We start from the raw sequence: 17,801 nt of genomic DNA, 5'->3' as shown, positions 1-17,801 counted from the left end.
TCCGATCATGACATGGGTATCGAGGTGGAGAGCCGGGGGCTCATGTAGATCGTGTCGCCCAGGGTCAGCGGGCCGACGACGCCGAAGGTTACCGCCGGCACATAGGCATAGCGGACTTCGGATACGATCAGATAGGCGCCCTTGGTCACTACCGATGCCGGCGCCGGGAAGGTGGTGCCGGCCACGCGGGGGGTGCCGTTGGCGGATTGGCTCCACACCACCGTCGTGGCGCCATTATTGTCGGTATAGATTTCCGACACCGTAATGACGGCGTTGGCCGAACTGAACGGATAGAGGATCTGCGCCGAGGCGTTCAGGATGTTCGACACGACCTGCGAGGTGACGCTCTGATATTGCGAGGTAAGATCCGCCACCGCGCGGGTGGTGATCGTCACCTTGCGCGAGCAGGATACGGCGTCGCTCACCTGATAGGTGCCCAGATAGAGCAGCACCAGGATCGGCACGGACAGCGCAAATTCCACGGCCGAGGCACCGCGCACATTGCGCCACAGCCGCAGCAGCGCGCGCATCAATAGGGCTCCGTCTTGGCAACCGAGGTCGCCACCAGCAGGCGCTGGCCATTGCCGAGATTGGAGAAGTTAAGACCCAGCGGGCCGCTAGGCACCGGCCAGATGTACATCAGGCGAATGATGACGATGTCGCCGCTGCCGCCGGGCGTGTAGTTGAAGTTGTTGCTGACCTTGCCGTTGTTGTCGAAGGTGATCTGTGGCGAGGCAGTGTTCACCGAGGAGAAGGAACTGGCGGTCTGTACGTCCACGAACAGATTGCTGCAGTTCATATAGGAAGGCAGCGCGGCGCACGCGGTCTGCTGGAATTGCGAAGCCGTCAGGCTGCTGCCCTGCGCCTGGCCGGTCAGCACCATGCGCGCCGTCTTTTCCGTCGCGGTCTGCAGCGCGGAGCTGGTGAAATAGATCAGGCAGGTTTCGATGATCGCGAACAGCAGCGCGAACAGCATCGGCGCGACAAAGGCGAATTCCAGCGCCACCGAGGCCCGCCTGTCGACCCGCAACCGCGCGATCGACGACCGTAATCGTCCAAACAGGGCAGGGGCGCGCCAGAACATGCCAAGGTGGTACCCCGACATGCTTACTAAAGCGTGAAGATAGCCTTGCGCACCCGGTGCGCGGCAGTTTCTGAAATCCCCCCGATCCGGGCGCGATTTTGCCCGGCGGCAGCATATATGCCGCAATATTATGAAGAAAATCTTTTCCTTGTGGGGCGTTGCTCGAAAGTACCCAGGCAATCGCTGCGCAGTGCTTCGGGCGGGATATTCCTCGCTTCTTGGTTCCGCGGGTTTTGTTTCGGCTTGGAAGGAACCCCTTGGGTGCGAGGCGGCCGCGCTTTCCATCTTGCGGGCAAGTAAGCCGGGTGCGCCGCGTCACGGCGCCGGAAAAGCGGCATGCGCGCAACATCGCGCCGGACAGGTCGTCGCGCGCCGCTGGATGGGGCGCGCCTGGATCGCGGCGTTGCCGACCAATGCGGCGGAGGCGGGCGGGTTCGGCATCGCTTGAGCCGCGAAGCTGGCGCACCTAAGGCGGTTTTGGGCCCCGCCCAGACCAGCAACCTCCGGAGAGTGCCGCGCCGATGTCCCAGTTCGCTTATCCCGAAACCCGCCGTGACGATGTGGTGGAGGACCATTTCGGCCTGCGCGTTGCGGATCCTTATCGCTGGCTCGAAGCCGATGTGCGGCACGATCCGGCGGTGGCCGATTGGGTGGCGGCGGAGAACCGCGTCACGGATGCCTATCTCGCCACGCTGCCCGGCCGCGACGCCTTCAAGGCCCGAATTCGCGAACTGTTTGATTATGAACGCTTCGGTCTGCCCGAACAGAAGGGCGGCCGCTATTTCTATGCCCATAATAGCGGCCTGCAGAACCAGGCGGTGCTGTTCGTGCGCGAAGGCCTGAACGGTGCGGGGCGCGTGCTGATCGATCCCAATGGCTGGTCGCAGGACGGCGCGACCGCGCTCGCCGAATGGCTGCCCAGCGAGGACGGGACGCTGCTGGCCTATTCGGTTCAGGACGGCGGCACCGACTGGCGGACGATCCGGGTGCTCGATGTCGCGACCGGCCAGGAAACGGGCGATGTGGTGAGCTGGGCCAAGTTCACCATGGGTGTGGCGTGGGCGCAGGATGGCAGCGGCTTCTTCTATTCGCGCTATCCGGAGCCGCCGGCGGATGCCAAATTCCAGGCGCTGAACGAGAATCACCGCGTCTATTTCCATGCGATCGGGACGCCGCAATCGGCCGACCGGCTGGCTTATGAAACGCCGGCCACGCCGAAGCAGAGCCATTATGCCGCCATCACCGATGATGGCCGCTATCTGATCATCAGCACCAGCGAGGGCACCGACAACAAGAACCTCGTCCACATCATCGACCTGGCCGATCCGGCATGGCAGCCGAAAACGGTGATCGGTACGCTGGCGCACGAATGGTCGGCGATCGGCAATGTCGGCACCAAATTCTGGTTCGCCACGGATGATGGCGCGCCGCGCCAGCGCATCGTCACCATCGATCTGGCCGATCCCGCGCTTGCCGTGGAAGAAGTGGTCCCCGAGCAGCAGGAAACGCTGGCCGGAGCGTCGATCGTCGGCGACCGGCTGATCCTCAGCTACATGGTCGACGCCGCGACGGCGGTGCGTCGCTACCGGCTGGACGGTACGCCGGACGGAAGCGTGGCGCTGCCCGGCATCGGCACCGCCAGCGGGTTCGGCGGTCACCCGCAGGAGAGCGAAACCTTCTTCGCCTTCACCAGCTTCAACTATCCCACGACCATTTTCCGCTACGACGTGGAGAGCGGCAAGGCAGAGCCCTGGGCGCAGCCCAAGGTGGCGTTCGAGCCGAAGGACTATGCCGTCGAGCAGCATTTCTATGCCTCGAAGGACGGCACGCAGGTGCCGATGTTCATCGTCCGCAAGAAAAGCGTCGCCGGGCCGGCGCCGACGATCCTCTATGGCTATGGTGGGTTCAATATTCCGGTGACGCCCAGCTTCTCGGCATCGCGGCTGGCCTGGCTGGAGCAGGGCGGGGTGTTCGTCGTCGCCAATATTCGCGGGGGCGGCGAATATGGCAAGGCGTGGCACGATGGCGGGCGGCTCGCCAACAAGCAGAATAGCTTCGATGATTTCATCGCGGCGGGCGAATATCTTGTCGCCGAGGGCATCACCGGCAAGGACCAGCTGGCCATTCAGGGCGGCTCGAATGGCGGCCTGCTCGTCGGTGCCGTTACCAACCAGCGGCCCGACCTGTTCGCGGCCGCACTGCCGGCGGTGGGCGTGATGGATATGACGCGGTTCGACCGGTTCACGGCCGGGCGCTATTGGGTCGATGACTATGGCTATCCGTCGGAGGAAGCGGATTTCCGGCGCCTCCATGCCTATTCGCCCTACCACAATATCCGGAGCGGCGTGGCATATCCGGCGATTCTGGTGAGCACGGCCGATACGGACGATCGCGTCGTGCCGGGCCACAGCTTCAAATACGCTGCCGCCCTCCAGCATGCGGAGATTGGTGACAAGCCGCACCTGATCCGCATCGAGACGCGCGCCGGCCATGGTTCGGGCAAGCCGACGGACAAGGTGATCGAGGAAGCGGCTGACCTGTGGGCCTTTGCGGCGCAGTGGACCGGGCTGGCGATCCGCTGAGACCGGCGGTGCCGGCACCGGGGATGCACCCCGGCGCCGGCAGCCAGATCAGAAGGTCGTCCAGTCGTCGGCGCTGCCGACGCTTTCCGTCACGGGCAATGCCGTAACCTTGGTTGCAACGCGGGGCTTGACGGGCGCAAAGCTGCGCGGAGACACGATGCTTACGGTGCTGCGGCCGATGTTGAAACGGCCGGCCTGTTCGGCGAGCGTCGCGACTTCGGAGTTCAGCGTGCGTGCCGCTGCCGAGGTTTCCTCGACCATTGCCGCATTCTGCTGGGTGGCGTGGTCCATCGAACCGATCGCCGTCGAAATCTGCGTCACGGCGGTCGCCTGGGCCTGGTTGTCCGCAGCGATGCCGCCCAGCAGCGAGTGGACCTCGCCCACGTCGCCGGTGATGTTGGCCAGTGCGCCGTCGACACGCTGCACCATGTCCACTGCCGCGCCGATATCGCTCTGCGTCGCAGTCAGCTGGTCGCGCGCGCGGCCGGCTTCTTCTTCCGCCCGCATCGCGAGGGCCGAGACGAGGTCGGCGACGACGGCAAAGCCGCGTCCCGCTTCGCCCGCACGTCCGGCTTCCACCGCAGCGTTCATGGCAAGCACGCGAGTCTGGAAGGCGATCTTGTCGAGGCCCTCGATCACGCTGTCGATGCCCTTGGCGCTTTCCGACACGCGGGCCATCGCCTGCATCGCTTCGTCGGCGATCGACCGGCCGCCCGACACGGTACTGATTGCACCGTCGGCACGTTCCAGCGTGCTCTGGGCGGCCATGGCGGTCGCGCGCAGACGCTGGTCCATCTGGGTGATGGCGGCCGAGGTTTCTTCCAGGCTTGCGGCATTCGCCTCGGTGCGGCGGGCCAGGTCTTCCGAAGCCTGGGCGATTTCGCCCGCGCCGGTACGGATGGCGTTGGTGGATTCGACTGCTGCCCCGATCAGGTTGCGCAGGCCCGAAATCGCTTCGTTGAAGTTGTTCCGCAAGCCGGCATAGGCGGGCGGGAATTCTGCGGCGATTTCCACCGTCAGGTCGCCCGTGGCAACCCGGCCCAGATTATCCGAAATCGTGGTGGTGACGAAATTCTGGTCTTCCTGCGCCTTGGCAGCTTCGGCATCGGCGCGCTGCTTGTCGCGGGCATTTTCGCGGAACACCAGCATCGCCTTGGCCATCTCGCCGACTTCGTCCTGGCGTTCCGTTGCCGGCACGTCGACCTGGGTATTGCCTTCGGCCAGCTTTGTCATTGCACCGGTCATCCCCACCAGCGGCCGGACAATAGCGCGGGCTAGCAGCCAGGCCATCGCGGCGGCGATAGCAGCGGCGCCGAACGCGCCCACCGTTACGGTGATCATTGCGCCGTTCTTCGCTGCGGCCATTTGGGCGCGCTGCGCATCGACGGTCTCATGCTGGCGCTGCGCGATCTCTGCGCTGATCGCGCGCACCTTGGGGAGTTGCTTGCGCCCCGAAATTTCCTGCGCCTTGGCGCGCGTGGCGGGGTTGCGGGCGAGCTGGATGAGTTCGGCAAAGCGTCGGTTGTTGAGATCATCGGCTTCGGCGCGCAGCGCGCGCAGGCGATCGAGCTGGTCCGACTCGGTCGTTCCCTGCTCGAAATTCTTTGCCGCCTTCTGAAAGGCATCGATATTCTGCTGATACTCGCCGAGCAGTTCCTCGCGGCCCAGCATCGCGAATCCGCGCAGCGCATTTTCCTGCTGGATGATCGCACCCAGCATGGCTTCGCCTTCCTGCGCCATGTGGATGCTGTTGGCGTTCGATTCCGAAATCGCCGCCAGACGAGTCAGGCTGGTATAGGTGTAGGTGCCGGAAAGCAGCACGATCAGGATGACGGCGGCAAAGGCCGCGATCAGCTTTCCGGACAGGTTCAGGCGGTTAATTGCCGTCATGATAGAATCCTTTTCTTCCGGGGCTCGTGTTTCAGAGGACGATCTGCGTCCGCACGGCGAAGGTGTAGCCGCGGTCAGGCCGCGCACCGGGCACGCTGGTGTCGGGCCGCAGCCGCCAGGCGGTGCCATTGACCATCACGCGCATCATGTCGTTCAGGTACCAGTTGACGCCGCCGGTGAAGGCGGAGCCGGCATCGCGCAGCCCGTCCGTGCGGAAGCGGACGATCTCGTACCGGGTGGTGAGTTCGATTTCGCCGGCGCCGCCTTCGAACACGGGGTGCTTCACCGACGGGCGGCCGAAGCCGCCGGTCGCCGCGGTGTAGTAGGGCGTTCCGCCGGTGACGAACCAGCCGGCGGAAAGGCTTGCGGCATTGCTGCGGGCATCGGTCTGGCCGTTGCGCGTGGTGGAGCGCCATCCGGCTTCACCCATCACCCAGACCGGCCCGGCAACGCCACCCGCTTCCACGCCGGTGCCGGTGTCGCTCTTGGCGTTCAGCATGGGGCGCGGCTGCAAAACCGTGAAGGCGTTGAGGCCGTGCGCTACATTGGCGCCGGGCGTCAGCGCGCGCGGGGCGCCGGAAAGCTGCTCATCATAGATCCAGCCACCCAAATGGATCGTCCCGCGCGTATCGTGCAGCGGGTTCCAGTGGGCACGCGCCAGCATCGTGCGACCATCGCTCAGCGCGCGACGGGCATTGATGTCGTCGCCGGTGATCGAGGCGGAGACATGCCAGCCATTGCCGAGCAAGCGCGCCTGCGTGCCCAGGCCGAAGCCGCCGCGTTCCGGGGCGATAACGCTCGCGACGAAGTTCGCCTCCAGGAACGGTAGCGCCTCGCCGCCCGAGCTGCCTTCGACACCGCGGTCGTTCTGCAGGCTCCCGACCAGTAGGTCCGCACCAACCCCGGCTACATGCCCGCGCCAGCCGGCATAGGCCCACAGGATCTGCGCCGATCCGTTCGCCAGTTCGGTTTCGAACTGATAGACGAGATGGTCGCCAACATTGCCCGCAAATCCGAGATGCGCGGCCCGCACCCCCGTCTTGGTGATGTTGCTGAGGTCGTCCCGCGCGCCGGTGGTGGTCGCTGCGTCGATCTGGAGCTGGGCCAGCGGGCGGAACGTGAAGCGGCCGTCCTCCGACACGAATACGGGCGAGCCGCCGCGCCATTCGATGCGACCCGCCTGCTGCTGCGGAACGGCAGGCGCGGGCGCCTTTTCCGGTTCCGCGACGGCGGGGGGCGATGGAAGCGTTGGCGCGGGCGTTTCGGGGGCCGTTGCGGCAAGCAGAATCGTGCACAGCGAAGAAGGAATCATCAGGCCATCCTCAGGAGGGAAAAGATACGCGCTTGAAACTGGGCGGACACATTCCGGATTATTATAGGATCGATTCCATTACGGGCGCGGTTGCCTGCAAATTCGTTGGAATGTCGGGCTGATCGGGCGTGATCCTGCGGGCGGAGCGCCTGCAAATATGGCGCTGCCCTTTGACAGGCCGGTGCTGGCTCCCTATCGGCCGGCCATGACGCTCCAGCACACCGACTCCATCCTGATCGTCGATTTCGGCAGCCAGGTGACCCAGCTGATCGCGCGCCGTGTCCGCGAAGCCGGGGTCTATTCCGAGATCGCCCCCTTCACCACCGCCGCCGAGGCCTTTGCCCGGATGCAGCCCAAGGGCGTGATCCTCTCCGGTTCGCCCGCCTCGGTGCTCGATGAAGGCAGCCCGCGCGTGCCCCAGGTGATCTTCGACAGTGGCCTGCCGGTGCTGGGCATTTGCTATGGCGAGCAGGTGATGATGCACCAGCTTGGCGGCGAAGTGGTGCAGGGCGATAGCGGGGAGTTCGGCCGCGCCTTTATCGAGATCGCCGATGGCTGTGCGCTGTTCGACGGGCTGTGGCAGACCGGCGAAAGCCATCAGGTGTGGATGAGCCACGGCGACAAGGTTGCGGCGCTGGCCCCGGGCTTCCGTCCGGTCGCGGCGAGCCCCGGCGCGCCCTATGCGGTCATCGCCAATGACGAGCGCCGCTATTATGCGATGCAGTTCCACCCGGAAGTGGTCCACACGCCCGATGGCGCGAAGCTGCTCGCCAATTTCGTGCGGCATGTGTGCGGCCTGTCGGGCGACTGGACCATGGCCGAATTCCGCGCCGCCAAGATCGCCGAGATCCGCGCGCAGGTGGGCGACGGCAAGGTGATCTGCGGCCTGTCAGGTGGTGTCGACTCTGCGGTTGCGGCGGTGCTGATCCACGAGGCGATCGGCGACCAGCTCACCTGTGTGTTCGTCGATCACGGCCTGATGCGGGCCGGCGAGGCGGACCAGGTGGTGAGCCTGTTCCGCGGCCACTACAATATCCCGCTCGTCCATGTGAACGCCGAGACGCTGTTCCTGAACGGCCTGGCGGGCGTCACGGATCCCGAGGCGAAGCGCAAGTTCATCGGCAAGACCTTCATCGACGTGTTCGAAGAAGAGGCCCGCAAGATTGGCGGCGCCGATTTCCTGGCGCAGGGCACGCTCTATCCCGATGTGATCGAAAGCGTCAGCTTCACCGGCGGGCCTTCGGTAACGATCAAGAGCCACCACAATGTCGGCGGCCTGCCGGCACGCATGAACATGAAGCTCGTCGAGCCGCTGCGTGAACTGTTCAAGGACGAAGTCCGCGCGCTGGGCCGCGAACTGGGCCTGCCGGAGATTTTCGTCGGCCGGCATCCGTTCCCGGGTCCGGGCCTTGCGATCCGCATTCCGGGCGAAGTTACCAAGGAACGCTGCGACATCCTGCGCAAGGCCGATGCAATCTATCTGGAAGAAATCCGCAACGCCGGTCTCTACGACGCGATCTGGCAGGCGTTCGCTGTTTTGACGCCGGTGCGCAGCGTGGGCGTGATGGGCGACGGCCGCACCTATGACAGCGTGCTGGCGCTGCGTGCCGTTACGTCGATCGACGGCATGACAGCCGAGGCGTTCGAGTTCCCCGGCGGCTTCCTGCCGCGCGTGGCGACGCGGATCGTCAACGAAGTGCGCGGGGTCAACCGCGTAGTCTATGACTATACCTCGAAGCCGCCCGGCACGATCGAGTGGGAGTGACAGGGCCGTAAGTCTGTCATGGTACGGTATTGAAAATACAGATTTTTATTCTGATGCCGAATTTCCCACAAATCAACGAGCGCAAGGCGCATAGCCAAGCCTGTCAACGTCGCCTTGCGCGAATGGGGACACATTATAGCCGATCTTCGGCCGGCGACAGGGGTGCAGGCCAAGCCATATGCTTCGCGGCATGATCGTACAAAGTCGAGCTAAAAGACCGAGTCTCAGGACGATATCAAGATCGGCAGAATGACCGAGTCGATCAATGTTTCCAATTCTTCCTGATCTGGCAGAGAGCCTTCAAGAAGGGTTTTTCCGAATATATAGGCAACGGGCATGCTCGTCGCCAGACTGGAGATGGCACCCGGCCTGACCCTGTCGCCGCGGTTACGCGCTCTGGACAGGGCTTGGTCCCAGATACCCAGGTCGATCCGTCGAAGTTCTGCCGTGAGCAGACCTCGCAATTCGATACATTCCTCGCCGGCCAGGATTATATTGAGAAAAATCCTTATTCTCCTCTCGGTCAGTGCAGCCGCAATTTGCTGCACCATCGCGACAAGATCATCCCGGAGATTGCCCGTGTCCGCGCCGGTCGCGGATAAGTTTTCCACTTCATGGCGCAACGCCGCCGTAACAAGGGCCTCCTTGTTAGCATGGCGACGGTAGATCGCCGGAACCGAGACAGCGGCGCGACGGGCAACTTCGGCGAGAGACAAGGCGTTGAACCCGCTCTCGGCCACAATGTCGAGCGTCGCGGCCAGGATCTCAATATCTATGCCCGGGTCTTGCGGCCGCCCCGGGCGCCGGGTCCCAGGGCTTCGTGCTGCAATGGTCTTATTGTGCGGCGACGGGTCAGTATCCATTCGCGTCTTTTCGCCAAAGTTTGAACAATGCCAGCAGCGCGATCGGAACCAGGGTGAAGCTGGCAATCGCGGTCATTGCCTCATACATATCGGCCTTGACCCATGTCTTGCCGAGCGCATCGACAACCGTACCCTCCACGGAAGCCCCGAAAATCTGGTACAGTGCAAACTGAAGGCCCAGTGCGCCATAGATCAGAACCGAGGGCAGGGTCCGTCCGCGAAGAACGACCGTTTGCCCGGCTGTCACTCTGCTCTGCACGAAGGCGAGATACAGGCTGAAAGCCTGGAAGAAGGACCATGTGACAAACCACCAGCCCAGATAATTGCGATAGGGGACGCCGAACAGCCCGCCACCATTTTCCCAGATCCAGGTGTTATTGACGGTCGAGGCCCAGTGATCGGTCGACACGTCCCACATTGTCATCACCGCGCCCGCAATCACCGGAAGGGCAAGGGTGTTGATGCGCGCGGCCTTGCCGGTGCGCCAATCCAGCTTGGCATCCGCCTCATCCAGCAGCGCGGTGGCGACCAGCCAGGCGGTATAGCCCAGACCGACATAGATAAAGCCGATAGCCCATGGCACGAGAAACAGCTTGTTGGGTGAGGTGTAATGATAGTGCCCGAACGGGAAGCCGGTAATAATGCTCAGATTCTCAAAGGCGTTACTGATGAGATACGCAAACAGGAAAAAGAACGAGAATTTTTTTGCGCCGTAGCGCTGGTATCCGTGAATCAATGTGAGCGGAAAAACCAGCAGCAGGGGAAAGGCCATGCCCGCTCCGGCTCCGGAGACGAACTGTATCACAAGGGCGACACCGATTGTCGCCGCGGCCAGAATCCAGATCGCTATGTCTAACCATGTCTTCGCCGACGCGGAGACGACGCTCGTTTTTCCATTCATCCTTGACACTCCAGATTCGGACCACTGTCTCGATGATCAGTTTCGTTATCATATCGTAACATATATATCGGGGCCACGACAACATGGTGTGTCGGAACCATCCGTCGCCATCTCACGAAGGGCCGAGGTCGGCCCGGTCCGGCAACCGATGGCGTTCGTCGATCCCGCCGGGGATCTCGGACGGCACGATGGAAAGCCCGGCACAGCGGATACTGATCCTGGTCTAGCTTGGTTCGTTCCTAAAAACTCAGCAAAATCAAAAGGATATGTTCTTGGCGGTGCCTTTTACGGTACACTCAGCCGCTGAAATTATTTCTCGAAGATCTGTCAGATACTTAGAGCGAAGATAAAGCAGTTCATGCAATCATTGTTTTTACACGCAATATAGTGACTAATTTAGAGCAAATGCGTTGACACGCATTGTTAACGGCATTTAGAATGCCCTGGAATCGGTGATGCAATGTAACGCAGCGCTAAACGAATCGGGCTTGCAAAGTTGGTGGAACGTAGGGGTGCCGTAAAGGCGCTAATCGCATTATTTGGGTATCGCAGCGCCTCGGCTAAAATAGCGATGCATTGACTTGTCATGGCCACGATTTAACTAGTTGTAGAGCTTATCTAGGTTCGTCTTGTGGCGTTCAAACTTCTTATAGCGATAAGAGGTTGGTCATGTTTAAAAAAATAGTAAAAGCAGTTATTCCGCCGATATTACCGTACGCAATTTCCAAAATAAAGGAACCGAAGAAAAATTCGGACTCATTGTTTGATGGCGACGACGCGCTGTTTAAGGCGGCCTTTAGTGGGGATGTCGTGTATGGTGAATACGGTTGTGGCGCTTCAACTATTTGGGTTTCTAATGCAATAGGCTGTGAAATTTTCAGCGTTGATAGCTCTTATGAATGGATAGAATTCGTTTATCGTGATTGTAACCAAGAAAAGAAGCCTGAATTATATTGGGCGGATGTCGGGCCTATTGGTGAATGGGGCACTCCTCTTGGTTATACGAGATTGGATAATTTTAATAATTACACAGACTGGCTTTGGTAAAATTGCAAAAGGCCTAATGTTATTTTGATTGATGGGCGTTTTAGGGTGTGTTGTTTTTTAACATGCCTTATAAATGCTGAAGAGGGGTCGAAAATATTTTTCGATGATTACGTCAATCGGCCAAAATATCATTTCGTGGAAAATTTTATCAAACCTGTAGAGGCGTGCGGGAGGCAGGCGTTGTTCGTTATGCCTAAAAGAGGCGATCTTGATTTGGATGGAATAAGGGGATGGATCGAAAAATTCCGTTTTGTTTTTGATTGAAATGTCATTGATATTTTATCGCGATGATGGCTATATTTTATCATGCCAACATGTGACGATAATCGTCTGTAATGTAATTGGTAGCGAAAAGGCATTTCGCTGAGGGGTATATTAAAAGATTCGCGTAAAAATTGCGCAGAGGGGAGGCTTCGTGCTGGACGCCATCTTGGATGATGGATTTTAAATCGCGTAAATGTTGCGTGAGAGCGTCCGGATGGCACGTCGCCTGATGCCGGGAAATATGGTTTGATCCGGGCCCTTGCGCGGCTGTGCCCGACGGGCGCAACACCGTGTCGTTGCGGGCGCGATTCGGCATCTGTGTCGGCCGCTGTCCCCGCGGGATGACGAAAGGGTCGACAGTGGAGCGCCTCAGGCAACGCTATAGCGGTATCGCGATCCTGCTGCACTGGGCGCTTGCCCTGCTGCTGTTGTTCCAGCTCGGCCTGGGCTGGGCGCTGGAGGATCTGCCCAAGTCCACCGTGTTCGCCGCCTTTCAGTTTCACAAATCGGTGGGCATCCTGATTTTGGTGCTCTCGCTCGCGCGGTTGCTCGTGCGTATTGCAGTGCCCCGGCCGGCGCCCGTTGAGGGGCATCCTGCAGTCAAACTGCTGGTCGCGGCGGTGCATGCGCTGCTGTACGTCGTGATGATCGTCGGCCCGATCAGCGGCTGGATCCTGGTCTCCACGGCGAAGATCAAACTCCCGACCCTGTTGTTCGGCCTGGTACCGCTGCCGCATCTGCCGGTAAGCCACACACTGCACGAGCCGGCCGAGACGATCCATGGCCTGATCGGGTGGCTGCTTGCCGGGTTGGTCGTGCTCCATGTTGCGGGCGCGCTGCGCCACCATCTGATGCGCGACGATGTGATCGGCCGGATGATGCCGGCGGCGGTCGGTCGCCGTCCAGCCCTGACCGTGGCGGCTCTGGTCGCGCTCGCTGCCTGTGTCGGCGCCTTTCTGGCAGGCTCGTGGCGCTATCAGACGCATGTTCCGGCGCCCGTGCCAGTGCCGACGACGTCCACGCCGAATGCGACGGCTGCTCTTGCAGTCCCCGCCGCCTTGCCTTCAACCGCTGGTATAGCGAGCCCGACGCCCGCGGCATCCTCCTCGCCGACGCCAGCGGCGACCGATGCGGCGGTGCCGGTCCGCAGCTGGAAGTTGCAGCCGGGCGGTACGCTGGGTTTCCAGGTCCAGTATAGCGGCGAGACGATCCACGGCCATTTCGGGCAATGGACCGCCGATATCCAGTTCAGCCCCGACGATCTGGCGCATTCGCGGATCGCGGTGGACGTGGATCTCGCGTCGGTCGCGAGCGGCGATGACGAACGCGACACTACGCTGAAGGGCGATGATTTCTTCGCGGTCGCGGCGCATCCCCATGCCCGTTTCACCGCGACCCGGATTCGGCGGCAGGGCGCGGGCTATGTCGCCGACGGCACGCTGGCGCTAAACGGCGTAACGCGAGCGATGCCGGTCAGCTTCAAGCTGACGATCGACGGCGACCATGCCCAGGCAAGCGGCGCCGCCACGGTGAAGCGGCTCGCCTTCGGCGTCGGCAAGGGCCAATGGAGCGACCCGAACACCATCCCCGACGCAGTCGCGGTCAGCTTCCGTTTCGCGGCGCTGGCGAAGTGACGGGCTGACCGGGCTCCACCCGAACCACTGGCTGCACCTCGGGATAGGGCATGATGAGCTTGCCTGACGGCCTTGGGGGCAGGTTAAAAGCGCTTGCGAACAAGCCATTTAGCCAGCGGCATTGGCGCCAGCGCGGTCGCAGCCGACCAGCATGTGATCATCGCTCGCCGCGTGATAGGCTCGAAGTCTGCGCGAAAGAAGGCTGCCAGCGCATCAGAGAGGACGCGCATCCTGCTATCTCCGGTCAGCGGATGGCGCTCCGGCGCCATCCGCAGGGAAGCGGCGCGTAGTTGCAGCAGATGTTTGCCGCGAAACAGCATCGACCTGTCCGGCGCGGGCAGGCCCCGGACGGCGCACACATCGCGGATGACCTCCCACCGCCGGATCGCCCGTTGCACTTCGCGCCCGAAGACGTTGGCTGTGGCACCCATATTGCTGTCGTTCGCACCGTGGATGCGGTAGCGAACCAGGAGTTTCGGCACAGTAATGACATCTCCGAGCAAAGGTGCTGCTGCTATGCAGGTGCTGTCGGTAAAATCGTCTCGTTCCGGTCCGATTGGGAATATTTCATCGAGATATGTACGCGAATAGGCGTTTCCTGATCCAGGAGGTGATGGATATTCTCCTCCCTGAAGGAGCCATTTGCGAATATTTAGGGGGCTGAGATTGCGGTGTATGACTGGAAGAATACGGCCGAGTGACCGTTCATGTTCATCCACCTTGGCCATCAGCACCTGCACCTTGCTCGCGCCCGGTTGCCAAGCGGCGGCCACCTCGCGCGCCATTGCGGGTTCCAGTACGTCGTCCGCGTCGAGGAAAATGACGATTTCGCCGGAAGATGCCGAAAAACCGGCGTTATTTGCAGCGCGCTGTCCGGCGTTGGCCTGGAACAGCGCAACGATCGCGTCGCCATAGGATTCTATGATCGTACGCGAATCATCGGTGGATCCGTCATCGACCACGATGACTTCCGTGCGGGCGCCTTCCTGGGCCAGCGCGCTGTCGATCGCCCGCGGCAAATATTTCGCGTAATTGTAATTCGCGATGATTATACTCACGAGCATATTCGACGACACCGATGTTATCTCCCACCCGCGCTGCTATAGCCGCCTGGCTGACGCTCGACGAGGCTAAAACTGTACCGGCTAAAGCTGATGAGACGCCGCTTTCAGTCAGTTTTGACGTCAATCAAGTGCTTGGTTGCCATACAGATATTGGAATGGAGGGCCGATGGTTCTGCAAGCTAACGAAAAAGACAGGATCGCGATCATCGTTGCCAGCGCCGGCCGTCCCTTAGAACTGGGCCGTTGGGTCGACCACGTTGCACGCCAAAGTCTGCCACCTGTGGAGATGATCTGGTCAGTCCCCTCCGTGGAGGATCTGCCGCCTGGCGCGCAAGATCGTGCCGAAATCGGACTGCGGATTATCGTTGCGCCAAAAGGATCTTGCGCCCAGCGTAACGAGGCCTTGAACGCCATTGAGTCACAGCCAACCATCATTGCCTTTTTCGATGACGACTATGTACCAACAGCGGGATGCCTGGCCGGGATTTCTGCGTCGTTCGCCGCCATTCCAGACGCAGTTGGGCTGAGCGGCCACTTGATTGCAGATGGCATCCATACCCCCGGAATCGACCTGGAAGCTGCCACTGCAATGATCGGCGCGTATGAGCGCAAAGCGGCCCAGCCAAGTTTCGCATTCCGCCCGGCTGGAGGGCTTTATGGATGCAACATGGCATTTCGCTGGGCGGACATACGGCATCATCGTTTCGACGAGCGCTTGCCGCTTTATGGATGGCAGGAGGACTGGGATTTTTCCGCACGGGTCGCGTCCGGCCGACCAATCGGTATGACCGATGGCTTCGCGGGCGTTCATATGGGTACCAAGCGCGGGCGAACGAGCGGGCGTAAGCTCGGCTACTCGCAGATCGCCAATCCGCTGTATCTTTATCGGAAGGGCACCATGGACCTGCAAAAGGCCGTGACGCTGATGAGCCGCAATCTGATCGCAAACCATGTCCGGATGTTTCGCCCGGAACCTTGGGTCGATCGACGGGGGCGCGCTGTCGGCAACTGGACTGCGATACGCGACCTGTGCCTCGGACGGGTCCGCCCCGAACGCGCTGCCTCCCTTCGCTGACGGAACCAGACAAGCTGCCTTGTCCGAATAGATAAATTCGAGCGCTCGTTCCGTCAGGTTCCGGTTCTCGATTCGCCCGAAGAAGCGGGCTGACCGGGCTCCACCCGAACCACTGGCTGCACCTCGGGATAGGGCATGATAAGCTTGCCCGAGGGGGCTGCGGTAAAGGTCGTCTGGGTGGGATAGGGGATCGTGATCCCCTCCTCGGCAAAGCGGCGCAGGATACCGGTGACGATGCGGTCGCGCGTCGGGTGGGCGACGTTCCAGTCGGCGGTGCTCACCTCGGCGATCAGCTCATAGTCGAGCGCGCTGGCGCCGAAACCCGAAAAGCCGTTGCGCACGGCCGTCGCGCCGTTCGCTTCGACGATTTCCTGCAGAATTGCGGGCAGGCGATCGAGCAGGTCGGGCGCCGTTTCATAGGCCACGCCGATCTTGAACGGCAGGCGGATGCGGTGCCGGTCGGTGAGGTTCTGGATTTCCTTGTCGAGCAGCTGGCGGTTCGAGATGATGTGCAACTCGCCGTCGAACGCGCGGATGCGGGTGGACTTCAGCCCGATGCCTTCGACCGTGCCGCTGGTCTGGTCGAACTTGATATTGTCGCCGACGCGGAACGGTCGGTCGAACAGGATCGACAGCGCCGCGATCAGATCGCCGAAAATGCCCTGCGCGGCGAGACCGATGGCGATGCCGCCGACGCCAAGGCCGGCGATGAGGCCGGTCACGTTCACGCCGACATTGCTGAGCACCATTACCAGCGCGACCGCAAAGAGGGCGATCGAAATCAGCAGCCGGATAATGTGGATCGCGCTCGACAGGCTCTCACTGGCATTGTCGCCCCGCGTGCGGTGCTCGATCAGGCCGAACAGCACTTCGCGTACCCACACGGCCGCCTGAAACGCACTGGCGACGGTGAACAGGAACGTCACTGTCTTGTCGAGCAGCGCGGGGGTCTGGGCGTAGTTCACCACCAGCCGGATCGCGAGCATGACGATGAAGAAATTGCCGGTCCGCGCAATGGTGCGGCCGAAGATGGTGTACCAGTTGGTGCTGCCCGTATCGCTGCGCTGGCACAGCCGCATCCCCCAGGAGCGCAGCGTATGGAGCACCAGCATGATCCCGGCTGCGATGGCGGCCGCGATCAGGATGCTGGGCCAATGCTCGGTGATCCATTCGGGCGCGACCCCGAAGAACCCGGCGAGCTGGCGTTCGAAATGCGTAGGCGATGCTTTGGTGACGTTGAGCATGAGGTCCGGTTCAGGCTGCCTGGGCGGGTAGCGCGGCCGGATCGCTTTCCAGAAAGGCGATGAGTCCGCGTTCGTACCGGCTCAGGTACTGCGTCGTGCGCGGCAGGCGCAACCCGGCATGAAATATAGCCTGCGCTTCGCGGTCGCGCGCCAGCTCGATCAGGCGCGGATGGACATAGGATTTGCGGGCGATGGCGGGCGTGTTGCCCAGCGCTTCCGTGACAGGTGCAAGCAGCGCCTTGAGTCCGATGGGGCCGGGCGCTTCCGCGAGTGTGCGGAAGGCAATGGCGCTCGCGCCCCAGGTGCGGAAGTGCTTGGCCGTGAACGCGCCGCCCATTGCCGCGCGGATATAGGCATTGACGTCGCCCGAGGCGACCGGATGCGCCTCGCCCGCATCGTCGATCCAGCGGAACAGATGCTGGCCGGGCAGATCCTGACATCGCTTGACGAAGCGGCTGAGCGATCGGTCGGTGATCGTCATCACCCTGAGCTTGCCGGATTTGGCGCGGAACTGCAGCCTCAGCGCGCTTCCACGCACCGTGGCGTGGCGCTTGCGCAGCGTGGTGGCGCCAAAACTCTTGTTCGCCTGGGCATAGGCTTCGTTGCCGATGCGGATCGTGCCGAGATCGAGCAGGCGGACCACCGCCGCCACGGCCTTTGCCTTGCACAGGCCGCGCAACTGCAGGTCTGCCTCGACCCGGCGGCGCAGGCGGGGCAGCGCGTCGCCGAACGCGGCGCAGCGGTCATATTTCGCTGCCTCCTGCGCCTCGCGAAATCCGGTGTGATAGCGATATTGCTTGCGGCCCTTGGCGTCATAGCCCGTCGCCTGGATATGGCCGGCGGGATCGGGGCAGAACCAGGCGTTGGTATAGGCGGGGGGCAGGCCGATCGCGTTTAGGCGGTCGATCTCTTCCCGGTCGGTGATGCGAGCACCCAAGGCATCGAAATAACCCCAGCCGTGGCGCATCTTCCGCCGGGTGATTCCGGGTTCATGATCATCGACATAGACGATGTCAGGGCAGTCCATCGCACTTCCTTGCAGCGGTGGCGGGGAAATGCGCCGCCCGGCGCTTTCG

The 17,801-nt window shown here is 62.0% G+C and carries 15 protein-coding genes; 6 read left to right on the top strand and 9 right to left on the bottom strand.

Annotated features, from left to right (window positions below):
* Positions 1-5 precede the first annotated feature (5 nt).
* On the bottom strand, positions 6-530 hold the full coding sequence (locus ACT53K_RS14690) for a TadE/TadG family type IV pilus assembly protein (protein WP_476229460.1): 525 nt from the start codon (positions 528-530) through the stop codon (positions 6-8).
* Positions 530-1,006 (bottom strand): TadE/TadG family type IV pilus assembly protein, encoded by a 477-nt coding sequence (locus ACT53K_RS14685; RefSeq protein ID WP_476229459.1) that lies wholly within the window; start codon positions 1,004-1,006, stop codon positions 530-532. The genes ACT53K_RS14690 and ACT53K_RS14685 overlap by 1 nt, the downstream gene beginning before the upstream one ends.
* 208 nt (positions 1,007-1,214) lie before the next feature.
* Here ACT53K_RS14685 and ACT53K_RS14680 point away from each other — a divergent pair, with 208 nt between their 5' ends.
* A complete protein-coding gene (locus tag ACT53K_RS14680; RefSeq protein WP_476229458.1) occupies positions 1,215-1,532 on the top strand; it encodes a hypothetical protein in 318 nt (105 codons plus the stop codon).
* A 73-nt stretch (positions 1,533-1,605) separates the two neighbouring features.
* Positions 1,606-3,666, top strand: coding sequence for a prolyl oligopeptidase family serine peptidase (locus tag ACT53K_RS14675; RefSeq protein ID WP_476229457.1), 2,061 nt, complete (start codon positions 1,606-1,608; stop codon positions 3,664-3,666).
* Between the two features lie 48 nt (positions 3,667-3,714).
* Here ACT53K_RS14675 and ACT53K_RS14670 read toward each other — a convergent pair whose 3' ends face one another.
* Both ACT53K_RS14670 and ACT53K_RS14665 read right to left on the bottom strand, forming a co-directional pair.
* Entirely contained in the window at positions 3,715-5,556 is a 1,842-nt protein-coding gene (locus tag ACT53K_RS14670; protein ID WP_476229455.1) for a methyl-accepting chemotaxis protein, read from the bottom strand.
* 31 nt (positions 5,557-5,587) lie between these two features.
* Positions 5,588-6,868: an OprO/OprP family phosphate-selective porin gene (locus ACT53K_RS14665; RefSeq protein ID WP_476229454.1), complete on the bottom strand. Its 1,281-nt coding sequence runs from the start codon at positions 6,866-6,868 to the stop codon at positions 5,588-5,590.
* 205 nt (positions 6,869-7,073) lie between these two features.
* Here ACT53K_RS14665 and guaA point away from each other — a divergent pair, with 205 nt between their 5' ends.
* The gene (gene guaA / locus ACT53K_RS14660; RefSeq protein WP_476229694.1) at positions 7,074-8,633 is read left to right on the top strand and encodes a glutamine-hydrolyzing GMP synthase; all 1,560 of its coding nucleotides are present in this window, start codon (positions 7,074-7,076) and stop codon (positions 8,631-8,633) included.
* Between the two features lie 224 nt (positions 8,634-8,857).
* On the opposite strand, the gene ACT53K_RS14655 is transcribed toward guaA, so the two are convergent.
* Entirely contained in the window at positions 8,858-9,496 is a 639-nt protein-coding gene (locus ACT53K_RS14655; RefSeq protein WP_476229453.1) for a TetR/AcrR family transcriptional regulator, read from the bottom strand.
* On the bottom strand, positions 9,486-10,397 hold the full coding sequence (locus tag ACT53K_RS14650) for a carotenoid biosynthesis protein (RefSeq protein WP_476229451.1): 912 nt from the start codon (positions 10,395-10,397) through the stop codon (positions 9,486-9,488). The genes ACT53K_RS14655 and ACT53K_RS14650 overlap by 11 nt, the downstream gene beginning before the upstream one ends.
* Positions 10,398-11,066: 669 nt before the next feature.
* Between ACT53K_RS14650 and ACT53K_RS14645 the strand changes: the two genes are divergently transcribed.
* Together ACT53K_RS14645 and ACT53K_RS14640 are read left to right on the top strand one after the other, a co-directional pair.
* Positions 11,067-11,444, top strand: a complete 378-nt coding sequence (locus tag ACT53K_RS14645; RefSeq protein WP_476229450.1) for a hypothetical protein — start codon at positions 11,067-11,069, stop codon at positions 11,442-11,444.
* Positions 11,445-12,067: 623 nt separating this feature from the next.
* Positions 12,068-13,342, top strand: coding sequence for a YceI family protein (locus ACT53K_RS14640; RefSeq protein WP_476229449.1), 1,275 nt, complete (start codon positions 12,068-12,070; stop codon positions 13,340-13,342).
* 83 nt (positions 13,343-13,425) lie between these two features.
* On the opposite strand, the gene ACT53K_RS14635 is transcribed toward ACT53K_RS14640, so the two are convergent.
* Complete coding sequence (locus ACT53K_RS14635) at positions 13,426-14,418, bottom strand: glycosyltransferase family 2 protein (RefSeq protein ID WP_476229447.1); 993 nt, start codon at positions 14,416-14,418, stop codon at positions 13,426-13,428.
* A gap of 154 nt (positions 14,419-14,572) precedes the next feature.
* Here ACT53K_RS14635 and ACT53K_RS14630 point away from each other — a divergent pair, with 154 nt between their 5' ends.
* Complete coding sequence (locus tag ACT53K_RS14630; RefSeq protein WP_476229446.1) at positions 14,573-15,481, top strand: glycosyltransferase family 2 protein; 909 nt, start codon at positions 14,573-14,575, stop codon at positions 15,479-15,481.
* Between the two features lie 53 nt (positions 15,482-15,534).
* Here ACT53K_RS14630 and ACT53K_RS14625 read toward each other — a convergent pair whose 3' ends face one another.
* Both ACT53K_RS14625 and ACT53K_RS14620 read right to left on the bottom strand, forming a co-directional pair.
* The gene (locus ACT53K_RS14625; RefSeq protein WP_476229445.1) at positions 15,535-16,725 is read right to left on the bottom strand and encodes a mechanosensitive ion channel family protein; all 1,191 of its coding nucleotides are present in this window, start codon (positions 16,723-16,725) and stop codon (positions 15,535-15,537) included.
* A gap of 10 nt (positions 16,726-16,735) precedes the next feature.
* Positions 16,736-17,752: a DNA topoisomerase IB gene (locus ACT53K_RS14620; protein WP_476229444.1), complete on the bottom strand. Its 1,017-nt coding sequence runs from the start codon at positions 17,750-17,752 to the stop codon at positions 16,736-16,738.
* Positions 17,753-17,801 lie beyond the last annotated feature (49 nt).

The organism is Sphingomonas sp. DMC8, from assembly GCF_056314185.1.
The sequence above is the reverse complement of the archived record's forward strand: the minus strand, read 5'-3'. Positions and strand labels throughout refer to the sequence as shown.